This is a genomic window from Adonisia turfae CCMR0081 (genome assembly GCF_011009555.1).
Taxonomy (GTDB): Bacteria; Cyanobacteriota; Cyanobacteriia; order Phormidesmidales; family Phormidesmidaceae; genus Leptothoe; species Leptothoe turfae.
Window position 1 is genome coordinate 7676165 of record NZ_QXHD01000004.1, and the last position, 17497, is coordinate 7693661.

Sequence of the window (17497 nt, forward strand, 5' to 3'; positions counted from 1 at the left end):
GCCGGATATTCGGGCGTTGCTGCGGGTGTGTACCTTACACAACGTTGTGCTGGCCACCAATATGGCAACGGCTGAGCTGGCGATTCAAGCGGTTGCAAAGCGGCGAGATGCCTATTTGATTTTTAACCCAGTGGCTGGACAGGGCAACCCAGATCGAGATTTGGCCTTAATTCGCCAGATTTTGGCACCCCAGGTTAATTTGCATACGATTTTTACGCAGCCGGATGTGGATCCCATTGACCAGGCAAAAGCTGCGATCGCAGCCATCCAAGCCAACCAAACCGAGGATGATACCGGATTTATCATTGCCTCCGGGGGCGATGGGACAGTATCTGCGATCGCAGGTGTGACCATAGACACCGGTATTCCCCTGGGGGTGATTCCGCGAGGGACCGCCAATGCGTTTTCGGTAGCCATGGGGATTCCCACTGACATGAAGCAAGCGTGTGAAGCCATTGCAGCCGGGAATACACGGGTGGTAGATGCCGCCTACTGCAACGATATCCCAATGATTTTGCTGGCAGGTTTGGGATTTGAGGCGGAGATGGTAGACAACGCCAACCGAGAATTAAAAAATCAGCTAGGAACCCTGGCCTACGTTCTATCTGGTGCACAGCAGTTTTTTTCCCAAGAGCTATTTAAGGCAAAAATTGAAATTGATGGAGAGACCATTGAATTTGATACGGTGGCCGTGACAGTGGCCAATGCCGCCCCGGCCACCTCTGTGGCAGCCCAAGGGTTTGGCGAGGTGATTCCCGATGATGGGCTGCTGGAAGTGACGATTCCTCTGCCCCAAACGCGATTACAAGGGGTCAATGTAATGGCCACGTTGTTTACTTCTGCCCTGGTTAAATCCCAAGTTGAGCGGGAAGATGTGATTTGTCTGCGCACCAAGCGGCTGACGGTAACCACAAATCCACCGCAGAAGCTGGTTGTTGACGGGGAGTTATGGGAGGCAAATCCGATTGAGTTTACCTGTGTGCCAGGGGGGTTAACTATTTTTTCGCCGCTGTTGACGGTGGGGTAGCAAAAATAATAAACCCCAAGCCAACCACAGGGGTAGGGTGATGATGAACTCGTACAGTAAAACCCCGAACAGATTGCTATAGCGGCTTGTCATGCCTACCCAAATTGCGCTAATTGCGAAGTAAAGCGAAATCAGGCTAAATGCTCCAACTGCGAGTCGACCGTGATTAACCTTGATCCACCGAAACCGGGTGCAGAGACCAATGATTATGGCCTCTATCGCTGCCCCTAACTGCAGCGGGACAGTATATATGGCGAGTGCCAGGGACCAATCTTCAAGCGCTATCTCACCTGGGTTATAGGGGCCATTGATTCGATAATGTATCCAGGCTGCGAATCCTACCAAAATGAGTCCCCCCACAAGGCTAAGCAGTCCGAGGGTCATAGTGCGTAACAGCCTGGAAAAATGCATAGCGTGTAATTGCAAGGGATTAACAGAGACTCAATTTTAATCATTCACTTGTGAGAAATCATAAAGCTTCTCAATATCTATCAAAGAGCATTGTTTAGCCGAGTCTATCTTAATCTTCCAATATTCAGTAAATGATCTGGAATAGGCTGCTCCACTTAGGACATAGCCTTGAGATGATAGGGCAAAATTGATCAGCTCAGCGTTGATTTGAAGCTTAAAAATATAGCTATCTTCTTGCTGGCTACGGCTTAAAGGCACCACCGTTTGTAACGTTGGCTGATAGACAATATCGAAATTATTGCCAAATGCATCCTGAAAGATTGTCCTTTGCATGTCGTAGAATGGCTGGTCTACATAGTCAGCCATTTCATCAAACTTTTTCTTAGTCCAATCTTGTTGATACTGGACAAACACTTGAGAGACTAAATCTATCAGCTCAGCCTTATCAATAAAGTCTTGATATGTTGTCTCTGCTACCTCCTGAGAAGGACGTATTTTTATCCAAGGCTCATTATCTTCGGTATATCGAACAGAATAAATATTTTTGAATTTTTCATTGATGCTTTTCGTAAATTCAATCAGTTCAGCATCATCAGTGAACGTCTTATTTCTGAAGCGAATTGAATTATAAATCTCTCTCAGGAAGGCAAAAGGTATCAGACCGGCTATTAGGAGGAATAGAGATAGTATCAACCTCGGTAGGTTTTTGTCATCAAGACCGACTGCTCCGTTGGCTTTTCCATAAGCACCGCCACTGCCAGCAACACCGCCACCGCCACCTTTGTTGTGAACTAAAATACCGTCCGCATAGAAATTATGGGATGGCGTAATCTCCACCAGGTTGTAGATTTTGAGGGGAGCCTGAATATGTTGGATGCTAGAAATCTCAACTGAAGCATTGTTCTCTCCAATAAGATGGTCGCCAATTTTGAGATTGTGAACCTGGACAAGCTCTAAGCCTTGAGTGTTTTGCACATAAAAAGGATGGGAGCCGGTCACCTGAGTAGCATCATTAATCAGGTAATAATCAGACGTTTGTGCTATTTGAATCTCGCCAATGGTTTCTATTTCAGTCTGACCATTAGACACATCTAGGCCCACAAGCTGGTCGGTGATAGTGAGTTGTTCTATGGGTTTATAGTCATCTGGAGTCAAGATCGGAGTGCCAGCACCAAAACAGCCCCTACGGGCATAAGCTGTACCCGTGCAGCAGCAGAGCACTAATAATAACGAGACCAGTCCAATTTGTATGGCTTTAATTGCTCCGGTCATAAATTTAATCAATCGCTGCAGAATACCCTATTTACCGAAGTTACATCTTCAACACTTGGATCAGCAGGAATTTGTACAAGTTTGTACTCTACGTCTGAAGCCGGTACGTCGATGATAGTCAGCGAATAGACGGTTTGTGTTTCTTTAAGGGACTGAAAATGCAATTGCTACCTAATCAGTGCTGAGTTTTGAGGATTGCATTTTGAGTTATGGAAGTCGGCTGTGGCGAGTTGATCCATTTGGTCTTGTTTTGAGACTAAATGGATTAATGCAAGTCTCAATATGAGCGCAATCAGTCTTGATGTGAGAAGCTTGGGTGCTGCCAAGTTTGGTCTCAAAGCACCTAGTTTAAGATGATCAATTTGGTAGGGGCTGGTCTTGTGCCAGCCCTGGGCAAAAGGTGGCAATCTGCAGATGTCTTATGAGACATCTGCAGATTGTTGCACCTAGGAGAATGAGAATTCCAGGATCTATACCTGTAGAGGTGTTCCATGGAACACCTCTACAGGTATAGATCCTGATCCCCTTAGCTATCTGCTTGAAATTTTTCTCGGATGGTTTCGGCTCGTTTGCGGTTGACACCTAGATCTGACTTGCCTAATCGGGCGGCTGACCGAACATGGATCAGACCAGAATCGACATAAAATTCCATGTCATCGACAAAGCCCATGAGCTTACTGGCAAATTCAGCGTAGAGATAATTGTCAGTAGCTTCGTTGATTTGGGAGCGTTCCATCCCTTCGATGATGGTTTTGAGTTTTGCGATCGCATCCCCAGGTGCTTTATCAGTGGCAATCGGTTCAATAAAGTGCTCCTGATCGCTAGCATCAGTTTGACTGCTGACGCAGTTAGGAGTGCCGGGACAGGCCAAGAGCTTGCCCTGCTTAACACCTAGATTATCGGGACGTTTGCCTGAGAATGAAAAGAGAGGCATAGAAAACACCCTTGAGCGCAACTTTGGCTTAAAGTTTAGCTTCATTATGGCTAGCCGCAGCCAATATCTTCATGGCTACAGTGCTTCCACTTCAGTCAATAATCCTTCAACAAATTTTTCAACATTCTCCAGCAGATCCATTTCCCCTAGGGCCTGCCATTCGTCCGGGGTGTATTGTCCGTCATTGCCAATTACGTCTTGCACCCAATGGGCCAGGTTACCGGTATCGTGAAATAACTCCTGGGCTTTGCTATGGGCGTTGCCATCTATTTTGGCGGCCAAGCAAACTTTTAATAGCTGGCCTAGGCGGTTTTCTGGCGTGGTGGATAGGAGAACGGTAATGGCAGTGGTGACGGCTGCTTGATTGGGAGTCATGGTTGTTGGTCCAAAAATATGACAATTTAGGCGGTCGAGCAAATTAATATATCCCACGCCAATTTATCTACGTTCAAGAGTTGCCGATACAAAGCAGGAAAATTGTGTATTGGTGTTGAAGCATCTAGTCTGGAACGCTACCCGTCAGTGCCCTCTTAAGCGAAGCCGAAGGGGGTACTGACTTTTCTACAGGGTTTTGGTGTAAGAAATCGACTGTTTACGGTATACATCTGGCAATGTGCGATATTTACTCAATGCTGATGTCTCGATCAAGTAAACGTAAATGGTCACCATTGCCCGGTTACGCGGAATGGATTTACTGATTTATTCAAATGATCACAACCCCGCTCATGCCCATGTTCGCAAAGGTGGTGAATGGACGCTCAAGATAGAACTGGGCAAAGAAGGATGTGCATCTAAAATTAAGGAGGATGCTTATTCTGAACTCGTTGCTGCTAAGTGGCGCAAACTGGCTATTAAGCTCGTTGAGGATAATCTAGATGACTGTTGGGATACCTGGAAGCGATTTCATAACGATTGAGAAAAGTCGTTTGACTCCCCTTGAGTTGTGGGCGTTTACTACGGATGAACCGTTGGTGAAATCTATCGAGTTTGATGAGGAACACCGGGTTTACAAGGCTGTTTTACGGGACGGGCGTCATGTTGAGTTTTCCTTAGAGCTTTTTGCTGAGCTGAAGGATGCGACGGGTGAACAGCTTCATGATGTTGTTGCGGTAAATATGGGCTCTGTGTTGCAGTGGTCTGAGTTAGATGTGCATTATTATGTCAGCGGATTGTTAATGGATATGCAGGTTGGTAAGGGTTAAATGAAATCCAAATAAGGGTGGTTTGGGTATCAAAAACTTGTGGTTTGGTTTATGAATTCTCGCTGGGTATATCGTAAGACGTCACCCGGATCAGGCCGGATGATAACGCCTGCTTCGGAGAGTTGAATGGGTTGACTCCAGATGATGCGTTCGAGGTAGCCCAATAGATGTAGGCGATCAATGGCTTGCTGGGTATCGGTTGGTGAACCTACCAGATAGTAACGTAGGCGATGGCGATAGTGTGCCTTCATTGGGGTTTAGTTTGAGGAATGTGTGTCTACACTATGCCATCAGTTCCATGGACGATCTTGCCCATGGAACTGATGGCATAGATCCTGATCCAGCGTATTTTTCTGGTTTAAACTAGATGCGCTCCTTGAAAATCGCTGTGCTATGAGCAAAAACTGGGCTATCTGTATCGGCATCAACGATTACTACAATCTGAAACCGCTAAACTATGCGGTGCAGGATGCGGTTTCGGTACACGATTTTTTTCTAAAAGAGGGCGACTTTGAGCGGGTTTTTTACTTTTCAGATAATTCCCCTGCCATTGAGACGCCTAAAGGGGCAATACGGTCATTGCCCACCTATGCCAACCTGAAGCGTTTCTTTCGTGAGCGGTTTCAAAAGTCTTTTTTAAGTGTAGGCGACAACTTTTGGTTTTTCTTTGCGGGTCATGGTGAATTGCATGAGGGCCATGATTATTTGATGCCCATTGATGTGGATCCTGGCAATGTGGAAGAAACGGCTCTGCGCATTAGTGACATTACGGCCTATCTGCGTAACTCTGGTGCGGATAATACTGTGTTGTTGTTAGATGCCTGTCGGAGTCAGGGACGTCGTGCGCCAGTAGGTGTGGGCACTGATGCACAACAGGGCATGGTAACGATTTATTCCTGCAGTCCTCGGGAGTCGTCCTATGAAATTGATGATTTGGGCCATGGCGTTTTTACCCATGCTTTGTTAGAGGGGTTTCAGTTGCAGGGGGCAAATAGCTGCGCGACGGTTCAGCGGCTAGATCAATATTTGCGTCATCAGGTGCCTGAGTTTAGTAAGCGCTATGGCAAGCCTGTGCAAACGCCCTATACCGCTGTTGAGCCATTATCTAAAAACTGTCTTATTTTGCTGCCCCAGCGCGCCCGGTTAGAGGATGTGCAAGCGCTGAAGAATGCTGCTTTTCGGGCAGAAACTAAACGGGAGTTTAACTTTGCTCAGCAGCTTTGGATTCGAGTGCTGGCAGCATCTAGGGTCGATCAAGATGCGATTGAGGCATTGCAGCGGATTGCGGTGAGTCGTGTGCAGCTAGCGTCGACGGGGCCTAAAGCTTCACCGACGACTGCTGGTAGCCGGAGTATTGCTGATTCGGTAGCTGACTCAACCGTCCAGACTGCGACTCAAGTATCTCGTCAAACGCCATCAAAACAAGTATCCGGCTTTAAGTTTGAAGTGGTGACAGTTGACACTAAAGGTAACGTAACTCAGCGAGAACAGAAAAGAGCTGAATTTCGTCGAGAAGAACTGATTAACTTAGACTTAGTTCGGGTTCCCGGTGGGAAATTTACGATGGGGTCTCCTAACTCTGAAGCTGGTCGAGATTGGTATGGAGAATGGGAGAAGTCCTTACTTGGTGTTAATGTTGAGAGTCCACAGCATCAGGTTGCGCTACAGTCGTTCTTCCTGGGCAAGTATCCGGTAACCCAGGCTCAATGGCGAACTGTTGCTGCTTTGCCTAAGATTGAGCATGCTCTAAAATCTGATCCATCCAAAATCAAAGGTGATAATCGTCCCGTTGAGCAAGTGAATTGGGATGATGCGGTGGAGTTTTGTAAGCGCTTATCTAAAAAAACAGGTCGGGACTATCGTTTGCCCAGTGAAGCTGAGTGGGAGTATGCCTGTCGAGCGGGGACGACCACACCATTTTATTTTGGCCCAACCATAACGCTCTTTAATGACTCTGGCAGTATAAAATAGGGGTAACTATCGACCCAAGGTGGTCAAACCGTACTCATGGTGACGCCCCGAGCTGCCCAACCTACCGTTAAATTTATTGATGACTACTGCGAGTCCTATCGAGACCTGTTTGCTGAAGTCAGAAGTTTTGAAGCCTTCAAACATTTACATGTGGGTCTGATTTCAGAGGTTAAACGAAAATCTTTACCGGCTATCGCTAAAGTTGTTGGTTTGCCTAATTCACAGTCATTACAACAATTTATATGTGAGTCTCCTTGGTCTAGCCAAACCTTCTGCCAGCGAAGATTAATGCTCATTCTCAAAGTTATCGCTGGCAGAAAAGTCACACTGATTATCGATGAAACGGGCGACCGTAAAAAAGGCACCTCTACCGATTATGTAAAACGACAATACATCGGTAATTTGGGCAAGGTCGACAATGGAATTGTCGCTGTAAGTGCTTATGGGCTGTTGGATGATATTACGTTTCCACTTGCCTTTGAGGTGTATAAACCCAAAGAGCGACTCAAACCTACAGACCGTTATCAGACTAAACCAGAGATCGCCGCTGCCATGATTCGAGAGTTCAGGTACAGGCCCTAGAAACCGCCATCGACCGCTCCCGCGCCGCTGGTATCTATGTCTTGCCCAAGCCTGCCCAGGCGATTCAACTAGACGGGGTATTTCTCGTTGAACTTACCCCAGGGCGACGGTGGTCAACTGAAGAACGCCAGACCCTGGAGCAACAGCTCCAGGTCGATCTAACCGAGCATTTGCATCAACAAGGCATGGGGCAACCGCTGTTGATGTCGCAACTCACCCAGACGTTGTTGTCCCCAGCAGCTGTCAATGACCTGGTGGATTTTACCCTGACCACAACCCTGGCAGCGGCCCCGGCACAAACCCATGATGCCGCCACCAAGCGACTAGAGGCCGACATCCATGAAAAGTTTGAACCCCGCCACCTGCGGGTGGCCACGGAAATTAAACCGCTGGTAGTACAGGTTTATATCCAGGCAACGGGGCTCACCGATGAGCTGCATAGCACCATTGAGGATGTTCTGCAAACCTTTTTTAATCGATTGCGACCGGCCCAGGCGATCCAGCGACAGCGGTTGATCCAGCAGCTTGAGGCGGTGGCCCCCGACCAAAATTTTGGAGCCACTGTTGAGCTGGTTCCTCAATTTTGGGCCGATATGGCCGATAACAACACCAGCAACGCCATCCCGGTCAGTTTAGTCGAACAAGCTGAGCTGGGTCTTGCCTTTATCTATGAACATGATCTAGACATCTCCGGTGCCCTGAAGCTAACGGTTACCCCCAAGGCAACGGTCGCAGACAAGCGGGCAATCCAGGCTGAAGTGGAACAACAGCTGAGCGCTTATCTGGCCGGACTCCAACCCGAACAAAATGTGGACATGGGCCAATTGGCCAACCTGGCTAGCGACGTGAAGGGTGTGCTGGGGGTGAACTGGCGACAGGATGATGTGCAGGTGTGGCGGTCTACGGGGGGCGCTCGAACGCTGCAGGCCGATCGTTTAGATGGTGATGAGATTCGGGTCGATCGGTTTGAGCGACCCCGATTGGCAGCGGAGTTTGCGATCGCAACCGACATCCAAACCATTCCCATCAGTATTACGAATCTCACCCTGCACTTCAACATCACGGGCACCCCCTTCGACAATCAAGCCGTCCTAGAGACCGCCATTCAGCAAACCCTCAAAACTCACTTACCCGATTTTGTCCCTCAGCTCACTAAATTTGAACCAGCCCAATCTCTTGCCTATGACTCATTTAAAACAGACATATTCAACGCCATCGGCACCCACATTAATAGCCTTGATCGCGCCGATATTCAGACCGCACCAGATGCGCCAGATGCCGCTGAGTTAGCCGAACAAACCAAAGCCCTACTACAAGGCTCCAACTATACCCTCGCCATCCTGGGCCTATTCCCACCCGGCGGTGACATCCTGATTCGTCTCACCGAACGTGCCGTTCTCCAGCCCTTAACGGCTGAGGCCATTACCATCACCATCGACTGGCCGCTGTCTAATCCATAAGTCATCCCCATGCCCCCCACCGGAAAAACCCTCAGTCTTCTCAGTCGTTTCCCTTCCTTTTACCAGGCGGACGGAACCGAAGGGCTGTTGCCAGATGTGTTGACGGTGTTTGGCGAGATTTTGGAACAGGCCGATACGGATCTGTTGCGGGTGATGCGATCGCACTTTGTCGATACCGCAGACAACCAGGGCTCCGAAGGGTTTAGCAGTCACCTACTGGGCGATTTAGATCACATCCTCTCGCTCTATTTAGAACGTCTGGGCGGTACACCGCAGCTGATTCAGGTAAATCCCCAATTTTATCCCGGTGCCATCAAACAACTGCCTGAATTTTCCCAAAAACTCCACCCTGACCACACTGGCCACACTGCCTTTGCCCAATACCTGTGGCGTTGTCTTCCCCGTGCAACGCAACAGGCGTTGAATATATTTATTGCGACAGATCCTAAAAAGCGAACCATCTCCCAAACCAGGGTCGTCCGCAAGGCCTTGGCCGATGGCCTCAACCTCTGCCTAAAAGACACGGGCTTATATCGCAAAAATCAGGAACAGTTCCCCACCGCGATTTTGACACCTGCTATCCAACAACTGCTACAGCAGGCTCCCACCCATGGGCTGCCCTTAGAAATTCTTAATCGAGCGCTGATCGAAACCGCGTTCCCCAATGAGATTGAAAAAAGCTATGCCCCCTATCGGGATCGCCTCAAAGCCTTAATCAAAGTCTTGCGGCAGGGCGCAGCGACAAAAGCCGGTATTCGAGACATTGTGGCAGCCAACTTAGGTATCTTTGGTAACGATCTATCGTCTCAAGCAGCAAAGGCCCAGATCCAAATCGAAGAATATTTACCTAAACTGATTCAAAGTCACGTTGAGATCCATCCTTTTGTATCCATTCCCGTCGGAGTCAACGTTACAGATGATTTACCGTTATCCCTAGAATTCTCGATAGAAAACCCCAATGTTATACCTACTAGACCCACGTTGCGTCTCAATGTTACAGACTTACGTGAGCGTGATCATGAGGATCATTCAATCGAATTAAATCCCCTGACTCAACTGCGTTTCATCAATGTAGAAACCCAGGCTTCATTTGACTATCCGGGCACTCTCAATGTGGGTCAAGATAATGAACTACAGATTTTGAATGATGGTCGTTTGCTTTTCAAAGGACAGGAGATTTTAGCCTATGATCCTTTTCCAGTTGCGCTGCCGGGACGTTCTACTTGGCGTATCGAAGCCAAGGTAAGGGTTGGTGAACCCGAAGGCAGATTCGATGAAACCCTGTTTAACCTATCTCGATTTGATGATTCCATTGGGGCTCCCATACCCTTGACCTGGCAACAGATGAGAAACTACGGCATAGACATTACCATTGAGATGGTCCACAAAACTCCAGGATCATTTCAGGTAAAGGTGCCGTGGGATATTCCTGGTTTTACCGATAAATTTGGTGAGTTAGAAGACCATCCTCGTCGCCAGATTCCTGCCATTATTGATCAGGTGAAAGCAGCAGGGGTGCTATCTGTGATTGCTTATAGCAAGCGTTTTACAGAATACCATGCTCTTATCGACTGGCTGACGGTGGTGCGATCGCCATTTACAGAACAGCACCAAATCAAAGAAGCCAACTTCGACATCGGCAGTCAACTCCAACCCTATCCCGACGGGATTCACCATGACTTAACCGATCAGCTTCATCTCTCGGGTGTCTTTGACTATACCGAGTTTAATTCCGGGAATCGCTTTGCTTAGGTTTCTATTTACCGAGGTTCACATAGGACAGGTTCACTATGAAAATTGCTGACGCACTGGACATGAGAGGCCGTTTAACCATCCATCGATACGATGCCAACGGGCAGCAGATCGATACCACTGCCACCAACAATGCGATTGTCTACTCTGGTCGTGATTTAGTTGCCAAACTGTTTGCCCAACAAGCCATTGACCCTATTCGCTACATTGCTGTTGGCACAGGCAGTGAACCAGTCAAGCCAGACACGGATACAGGACTGGCCAAAGAAGTGTTTCGTAAAGAACTAAAAGGACTCAATTTAGCCAAAGATTTAACCGATATTCAAATGGTTGTACCAACGGAATCTGGAGAAAAAGAGCAAAAAAGCCGTCGCATTATCCTCAGTGCTGATCTCGACTTCGAAGAGCCCAACCCGTCTGACAATGGAGGCAAACCCTACGAACTCAGAGAAGCCGGTCTATTTAACGCCGAAGACCCCAATACAGGCATTATGTATAACCGAGTTGTTTTTCCAAATATTAGTAAAACTAAAGACTTTAAACTCACCCTGGTTTGGGAAATCATTTTTTAGTATCTCATCTTGATTTTATAAGGTTTTAGATGTTTGGAGGTTCCCTTTTATGACCGGCCCCTTTGCTCCTGAAGAACAGAAACCTGGTGGTCTGATAAAAGCTGCCGATTGGAATGCCGCGATGGAAGAAGTAGTGCGGCTAGAATCAGCCAAAGTTAATCGTCAGGGAGCCGACACCCTGGAAGGACCACTCACCATTAGAGGGGCGCTAACACTGGCTAATAGCGTCAATATTGTTGCGGATCCTCAAAATGCCGATACAAAGCTAGCAGTCACTGGCAATATAACCCTTGAAATCAATGGCAGTGCCAAGATTGCCACCAAAGACACGACAGGTAAAGGCCTGGATGTCAGTGGCACATCTCGCTTAGGAGGCGGCCATGATTATCAGGATGATACCGTTTTAAGCGTCGCTCCAGGGACTATTCATTTTGATGCTCCAGGCATCGTTGGGGGCCGCCTAACCATCCTCGGTGACTCTGGAACAACGGCAGGCAATATCGGCATTGGCAATGCAGCGCCCCTATCAAAACTAACCATCAATCAAAAAATAGCGCATGACGGTGGCTTTAGTACGTTTGGTGAGGCCGCCTTAACCATCTTTGACCCGAACCACAATGGTGGCAATAATCCCAACGGTATCCGCGATATTTTACATCTCGTTAGGGAAGGTGTAAATGGCCAAGCCTATGGCAATAAAGTCTCTCTGGCCCTTGGACGATACGAAAATGCAGGTACAGCTTCTCGGACCCAGTTAGATATTAAGTTAACTGACAACAAATTTAACAGTCATAAAACTATTCTGTCTCTCAAAAGTAATGGCACCTTAACAGTTAGTGATAAAGGAACCATTACATGCCCAGGACGATTGCATATATCTGGAGAAGAGATCCTATACCTACTGAACAAAAATGGGGTCACGATTGGTAAAGAATGGGGGGGGACCGGTAATCTTGTAGTCCAGGGTGATGTCGGCATTGCCACAACAAGCCTTTCTGAAAAACTACAAATTAGCGACTTCACCAGTGCAGCGGATAACTATATGAAAATCAGCACGGCGGGGGGAAATCGCTTTAGGGCTGGCATTAAACTCAAAGTTTACAATGACAATTTCGGATTTACGATTGAAAATGACGAACGGCCCAGAAGTCTTGGTTTAAACGTCTTAAGGCATAGTAGTGACGCGACAGGGAAAACTGCATTGTTCATTGCTCAAGGTACTGGCGATATTGGCATGGGCACATCCACCCCTGCAGCCAAACTCCACATTAAGCAGACTGGTAATAGTTCAGGCATTCGATTAGATGAACATGGTAGTGATCGCTACTTTAGAATTGCCTATGAAGGGCAAGGAAATATCCACTTTTATCATAAAAATAGCCAAGGCCAGTGGATGGATCCGAATGGGCATTGGCATCATAATTCTGATCTCGCTCTGAAGAAAGATATTACTGGGCTAAAAGGTATCTTGGACAAGGTTATTCAATTAAAGCCTGTTCACTTTAGGTGGCGAAATTCCAATAATCAGGATATTGGTTTTATCGCCCAAGACATTGAGGAGATATTTCCTGAGTTTGTAAGCTCTGTAAACTGTAACAACCAGAAAATTAAAGGCATTGCATATTCCTCTTTTAGTGTTCTAGCAATTTCAGCTATCCAAGAAATGAAGCAATATTATGATGCACAAATTGAATCCCTTAAACGTCAGATATCCAACCTTTCCTAAAGTCACTTATAATTTCCTATCCACAGGATAGTTAATGTCGCTCTTTTTTGAAATAACATCTTTAACATAAGAGATTGCTATGAAACAACAACTTCAACAACGTCTCCAACAACTCAAAACCGAACTTGAGTCAGGCCAAAAAGTTCTTGCTGATCTAGAAGCAAAACAGAATAACGTTCGCGAAACCCTATTACGCATCAGTGGTGCCATTCAAGTCATTGAAGAAGAACTTGCCAAGGCAGATGAAACCCAACCCAATGATTCTGCAACCGACAACAACGGCCACTCACTTTCCGCCACCAATGTAGATATAGTAATCCCCTCCACAGTAGAAACTACTTAAGGTTATTCCTGTGATTTACCATCTCCTACAGGTCATCACCGACAACCTGCAACTCGATCTAAAAAACGAGATTCCTAACGATGATGATCATTGGGGTTTAATTCCGATTATTGACCCAACCAAGATCACCTTACCTCACCTTATTCTTTACCCCAACAAACTCCAGGTTAATCACCCCCTACAGCAACTATCTCATTCTTCAACACAGCCTGACCCTCCAGCTCCATTAACCATTACCCAAGAATTCCAGCAAGACTTTGTAATTGAACTTTACGACAAAACTCCAAGTGATCTCGAAAAGCGAGCTTCCCTGGTCATCGGCGGTTTACTTACCAACCACGACAGCTTAATCAAGCGTTACAACACCACGGACATCCAAGCCAACTATCAAACCAATCAAATTTCAACCCGTCATCACCTTAGGCAATTTCAATTTCACGCTGGCATTCCCACCTATGCCTCAAATGTCTTAGGCTTACAGCTGAACTTCACTGCGCTCGGCCACCTGAGCATGTCCAGGTCCGTGCCAGACTCACAAAACATTATCCAAACCATTAATATCTCTACAAAATAAAAGATACGGGTTCACTTTAACTATTCAGTTTATCTTCAGAAGCTGATTGTATATAGTGAGCATACGGGATGCGATCGCATCCCACCCATAATTCTCCCGGGCAAACACACGGCCATTGTCTCCTCGCCGACGGAGTTCTCCAGAATCAGCAAGAGCATCATGTAGAGTTTGGGTCAGAGCAGTCTGATCGCAGTTCATAACCCAGCCACTTTGACTGTTTTTAATGTCTTGCCAAATGTGGACCTGGTCTGAAATTACCACTGGTTTGCCTGCCACCATGGCCTCCGCCACGGCAATGCCAAAGTTTTCATAGTAGGACGGTAGAACAAACAAATCCGCCGCTTGCAAAATTTGGGTCTTCAGTTCACCAGAGACAAACCCTGTAATCGTAGTGCAATCATTGAGTACGGAATGAGTTATCCGCTGACTGATGGTCTCTACATAGCCCTGGTCTTGGGGGTTACCACCACAGAGCATAAAGTGAAACTGACTACCTGACTGACGCAGCGATTCTAGGGCAGGCAGTAATAAATCCAGCCCTTTTTTAGGATCAATTCGCGACATAAACAAGACGATGGGCACACCCTCTGCAATGTCATAACGCTGTCGAATATCTCCAGCATCCGCACTGACTGCCTTGGGGGTGGTCACTCCTAAGGGCAGTACAATATCTCGCGTTGTTACCCCAAAGCGTTCTGATACAGTAGCCTCCTGTTGACTGGTGAAATGGAGCGCCGCTGCGCCTTGAATATTAGGTCGCTCCAACACCGCTGCATAGAGCTGCTTAAACTGTTTTTTCTTGGCTAAATCTGCCGGATCAAGGGTGCCCAAGGGCCGCAAAATGTAGGGCAGTTGTTGCCATCGTGCCACAGTGGCCGCCGCACTGGTCACCGGAGAAAATAGGGCATGGATATGGGCAATGTCATACTCGGCCCCATGGCGGTTTAACCACTGCAGTAGCGGTAGAGAAAACTTATAGCGCCGAAACGGTGCGCACCGAAAGTAAACGGTGCGATAGCCGTCTGTCTCGACAGGTTGATTCAGAGGCACATCTAAAGGAGCCTGGCCTTCATCGCCATTGGAATCTGTTGTCAATACAGTCACATTGGCATCCTGTCGGGCCAAGGCACTACTTAATCCCCGCACCATCTGGCTGGGGCCGCCGTATACCAACGAAATGGAAGGCACAATTTGCAAAATGTTTAATGCCCTGGCCATAGATTTAGAAAAGACTAACGTTTGCTTCGACTGACTCGACTATAAACTCGATGACCCAAAGGCAATAACAATAGCCAGGTCAACGGTGACGGTGAGTGTTCGGGAACGGCTGCCACAGCCTGGGTGGAGGCTAATAGCTGAGGAGCCAGGCTCGGTTTCCCAGCCATGGTTGCAATTGGACTATCTGCCAATGCCATAGGCATGGCAGATACTTCCGGTATTGGCAGACTACCTTCATCCGCCGATAGCGCATCTGCCACTATCAGAGGGATGGCATCTGCTTCCGTAATCGGTAGACTGTTTTCATCCGGCTCTGCTTCAGTCAAAAAGTCGCTTTCCCGAGCCCGTTCGATTTGCTCTGGGGTTAAGCGTGATAACCTATCGCCGTCTGGAAAAATATCGTCAATCGATTCAGGGACGGTACGTACAGCGCCACTACTCATCACATTATCAGCCTCCCCTGCGCCAAAGGTGGAATGCCTCAACCCCAGATTGTGGCCTAATTCGTGGGCAATCACATCAATGCGTCCGGCCCCATTGTTGAAGTCCAAAATGTCATCGCTGACCAACACACCGTTTAACCCGATCCAGGCATTACCAAATTGCACCAAACCCGTAGTTGTTTCGATCACATCTACAAACCAAAGGTTGATGGGGCCATCGGTTCGTGTTGAGTCGGGATGCCGCCCAAAATCCCCAGCATCGCCAGAGAAGGACAGATCGATAAATTCATCTTCATCTGTGGTCAGATAGGTGCTGTCGTTCAGCTGATTTAATGGCAGAAACGCAATATCTATACCGGCCTGACCCCAAATTTTATCGGCAATGGCTTCAAACAGCTCAACCTGGGCGCAAACGATACCATCGTCATCACACACTTGAATGGGTTGAACTTCTAGAACCAGTTGATCAGGTTCGGAGATGGAGACGGGGGTAGCTGAGCTGCCACCGCCACTGCCGCCAGTACAGGAGGAGATCACAAAGGCAACACCGCCCAAAACTGTAAGCCGACAGATTAAGGAATTACTGACACGTTCTGATGTTATGACCACTGGTTGTCATCAATATATTTCGTTGAATAGGCTTAGTTTAGATAACTTCACCCTGCTTTTAATCGGAACATCAACAAGATTTGCTGGGAATATATATTATGAAGCTTCTTAAAGTGGCAACTTGACGATGATGTTGGGGAAATGGTGAGTAAGGAGTGGAGGCACATTGATCATGTCTGAAAAGGCGTTACTAAGCTGTTAGTAGCGCTTCATAAAATGCCAGTAACTCTGTTGCTAGGGCCTTATTTGTATAGTGTTTCATGGCTCTGTCGTAGCCCTTTTTCCCAAGGGCCTGCTGCTGTTCAGGGTGTTGCATCAGCTGACTTAGTCGATCGGCCAAGGCCATGGGGTCACCTTCTGGAAAAACTAAGCCACTGTCATCAATGACATAGGGGATTTCTCCAGAATCAGAGCCGATCACCGGCACCTGACAGGCCATGGCTTCGATTAATACATGGCCAAACTGCTCTTTCCACCCCACGGAGGTCAGGGTTTTGAACTCATAGGTAGTTTCTGAAGGTAGCACCAGCGTATCCATCAGGTTTATATAGTCGGGTACCTGATCGTGGGGGACGCTTTCAATCCAACGGATGCGCTCAGCAATGCCAAGGGCTTGTGCTTGATTCTGTAACGCTTCCTTTAGGGGACCACGCCCCAGCAACACCAGGGTCCAGGATACATTAACTAGGGTCTCTAATGCTTTGAATAGGGTAACAAGGCCCTTTTCAGGCACAAAGCGACCGACAAATCCGACGATAAAGTCATGGTCAGGAATCGCTAACGTTTGTCGTAGCTGTGGCTGTTCTTTCGGACAAAACAGTCCTTCATCCACCCCCAACTGCGGCATTACCCGCACCGGACCATGGTAGCCATGGTCTTTTAAGATATTGGCTCCGTCCTGGTTGCCCACCACCAGGCCATCGGTGTGCCGCAGGTTATAGCCCTCTAGCAGAGAGAGGGGAAATTTCACCTCATAGGGCAGATTCCACCAGGTGAAAAAGAGAGTTTTGGCGTTACCCCCCAGGAGACGATTTAATGTGATCAATTCTGCATAGCCCAAAGATTTGGACCCCTGCTCCACTTGAATAATGTCAGGCTTAAATGTTTTCAGGAGGTCAACAATGCCCCAGCCAAAACTCAGCAGACCTTGATTGTTCTGGCTAAAGTTGGCGATGGGGACTATGCGAAATGAGCCTTCTTGACGCGGTTCAGGTTCAACAATGCGATTTTGTACTCCTCCCGGATTCCAACGTTTTGGTACCACTACCGTGACCTCATGGCCCATGTGGGCTAATTCCCGCAGTTTCTCGCAGTTTAGGTCAACAATGTAGCTGTGGCTGGCAACTAAAACTTTCATGGGTTGGATGATGATGTCTGCCGTACTCCAGTATTAGCCAGTAA

18 protein-coding genes and 1 pseudogene are annotated in these 17497 nt (G+C 47.5%); 11 read left to right on the forward strand and 8 right to left on the reverse strand.

The window, feature by feature from the left end; translation table 11 throughout:
* Positions 1-1027, forward strand: a 1027-nt coding sequence (locus DXZ20_RS36865) for a YegS/Rv2252/BmrU family lipid kinase (protein ID WP_163703367.1), incomplete at its 5' end; no start/stop codon positions are given.
* Here the strand turns inward: DXZ20_RS36865 and DXZ20_RS36870 are convergent.
* From DXZ20_RS36870 to DXZ20_RS36885, 4 genes are all read right to left on the reverse strand, one after another.
* Positions 992-1411, reverse strand: coding sequence for a hypothetical protein (locus DXZ20_RS36870; protein ID WP_163703368.1), 420 nt, complete (start codon positions 1409-1411; stop codon positions 992-994). The two genes, DXZ20_RS36865 and DXZ20_RS36870, sit on opposite strands and share 36 nt — an antisense overlap.
* Before the next feature lie 63 nt (positions 1412-1474).
* A complete protein-coding gene (locus tag DXZ20_RS36875; protein ID WP_163703369.1) occupies positions 1475-2710 on the reverse strand; it encodes a Hint domain-containing protein in 1236 nt (411 codons plus the stop codon).
* Positions 2711-3236: 526 nt separating this feature from the next.
* Positions 3237-3644, reverse strand: a complete 408-nt coding sequence (locus tag DXZ20_RS36880; protein WP_163703370.1) for a DUF1499 domain-containing protein — start codon at positions 3642-3644, stop codon at positions 3237-3239.
* 75 nt (positions 3645-3719) lie between these two features.
* Positions 3720-4019: a hypothetical protein gene (locus DXZ20_RS36885; RefSeq protein ID WP_006514030.1), complete on the reverse strand. Its 300-nt coding sequence runs from the start codon at positions 4017-4019 to the stop codon at positions 3720-3722.
* Between the two features lie 283 nt (positions 4020-4302).
* Here DXZ20_RS36885 and DXZ20_RS36890 point away from each other — a divergent pair, with 283 nt between their 5' ends.
* Both DXZ20_RS36890 and DXZ20_RS36895 read left to right on the forward strand, forming a co-directional pair.
* Positions 4303-4560, forward strand: coding sequence for a DUF4160 domain-containing protein (locus DXZ20_RS36890; RefSeq protein ID WP_163703371.1), 258 nt, complete (start codon positions 4303-4305; stop codon positions 4558-4560).
* Positions 4520-4846, forward strand: coding sequence for a DUF2442 domain-containing protein (locus DXZ20_RS36895; protein WP_163703372.1), 327 nt, complete (start codon positions 4520-4522; stop codon positions 4844-4846). The genes DXZ20_RS36890 and DXZ20_RS36895 overlap by 41 nt, the downstream gene beginning before the upstream one ends.
* Before the next feature lie 29 nt (positions 4847-4875).
* Here DXZ20_RS36895 and DXZ20_RS36900 read toward each other — a convergent pair whose 3' ends face one another.
* Complete coding sequence (locus tag DXZ20_RS36900) at positions 4876-5097, reverse strand: hypothetical protein (RefSeq protein WP_250566062.1); 222 nt, start codon at positions 5095-5097, stop codon at positions 4876-4878.
* Positions 5098-5239: 142 nt separating this feature from the next.
* On the opposite strand from DXZ20_RS36900, the gene DXZ20_RS36905 reads away from it, so the two are divergent.
* From DXZ20_RS36905 to DXZ20_RS36940, 8 genes and pseudogenes are all read left to right on the forward strand, one after another.
* A complete protein-coding gene (locus DXZ20_RS36905) occupies positions 5240-6817 on the forward strand; it encodes an SUMF1/EgtB/PvdO family nonheme iron enzyme (protein ID WP_163703373.1) in 1578 nt (525 codons plus the stop codon).
* 36 nt (positions 6818-6853) lie between these two features.
* Positions 6854-7387 (forward strand): annotated as a pseudogene (locus DXZ20_RS36910) (IS701 family transposase); the annotation flags it as partial.
* A 53-nt stretch (positions 7388-7440) separates the two neighbouring features.
* The gene (locus DXZ20_RS36915; RefSeq protein WP_163703375.1) at positions 7441-8859 is read left to right on the forward strand and encodes a hypothetical protein; all 1419 of its coding nucleotides are present in this window, start codon (positions 7441-7443) and stop codon (positions 8857-8859) included.
* 9 nt (positions 8860-8868) lie between these two features.
* On the forward strand, positions 8869-10611 hold the full coding sequence (locus tag DXZ20_RS36920) for a hypothetical protein (protein WP_163703376.1): 1743 nt from the start codon (positions 8869-8871) through the stop codon (positions 10609-10611).
* 38 nt (positions 10612-10649) lie between these two features.
* Positions 10650-11183 carry a hypothetical protein gene (locus DXZ20_RS36925; protein ID WP_163703377.1) on the forward strand — a complete coding sequence of 178 codons (534 nt, stop codon included), beginning with the start codon at positions 10650-10652 and terminating at the stop codon, positions 11181-11183.
* Between the two features lie 49 nt (positions 11184-11232).
* The gene (locus DXZ20_RS36930) at positions 11233-12909 is read left to right on the forward strand and encodes a tail fiber domain-containing protein (protein ID WP_163703378.1); all 1677 of its coding nucleotides are present in this window, start codon (positions 11233-11235) and stop codon (positions 12907-12909) included.
* A gap of 79 nt (positions 12910-12988) precedes the next feature.
* On the forward strand, positions 12989-13252 hold the full coding sequence (locus DXZ20_RS36935) for a hypothetical protein (RefSeq protein WP_163703379.1): 264 nt from the start codon (positions 12989-12991) through the stop codon (positions 13250-13252).
* Between the two features lie 10 nt (positions 13253-13262).
* Complete coding sequence (locus DXZ20_RS36940) at positions 13263-13826, forward strand: hypothetical protein (protein WP_163703380.1); 564 nt, start codon at positions 13263-13265, stop codon at positions 13824-13826.
* A gap of 24 nt (positions 13827-13850) precedes the next feature.
* Here the strand turns inward: DXZ20_RS36940 and hpsP are convergent, their stop codons facing one another.
* The 3 genes from hpsP to hpsO all read right to left on the reverse strand — a co-directional run bounded on the left by hpsP (position 13851) and on the right by hpsO (position 17453).
* A complete protein-coding gene (gene hpsP, locus DXZ20_RS36945) occupies positions 13851-15044 on the reverse strand; it encodes a hormogonium polysaccharide biosynthesis glycosyltransferase HpsP (RefSeq protein WP_163703381.1) in 1194 nt (397 codons plus the stop codon).
* 14 nt (positions 15045-15058) lie between these two features.
* Positions 15059-16096 carry a zinc-dependent metalloprotease family protein gene (locus DXZ20_RS38390; protein ID WP_163703382.1) on the reverse strand — a complete coding sequence of 346 codons (1038 nt, stop codon included), beginning with the start codon at positions 16094-16096 and terminating at the stop codon, positions 15059-15061.
* Positions 16097-16286: 190 nt separating this feature from the next.
* Complete coding sequence (hpsO, locus tag DXZ20_RS36955; protein WP_163703383.1) at positions 16287-17453, reverse strand: hormogonium polysaccharide biosynthesis glycosyltransferase HpsO; 1167 nt, start codon at positions 17451-17453, stop codon at positions 16287-16289.
* Positions 17454-17497 lie beyond the last annotated feature (44 nt).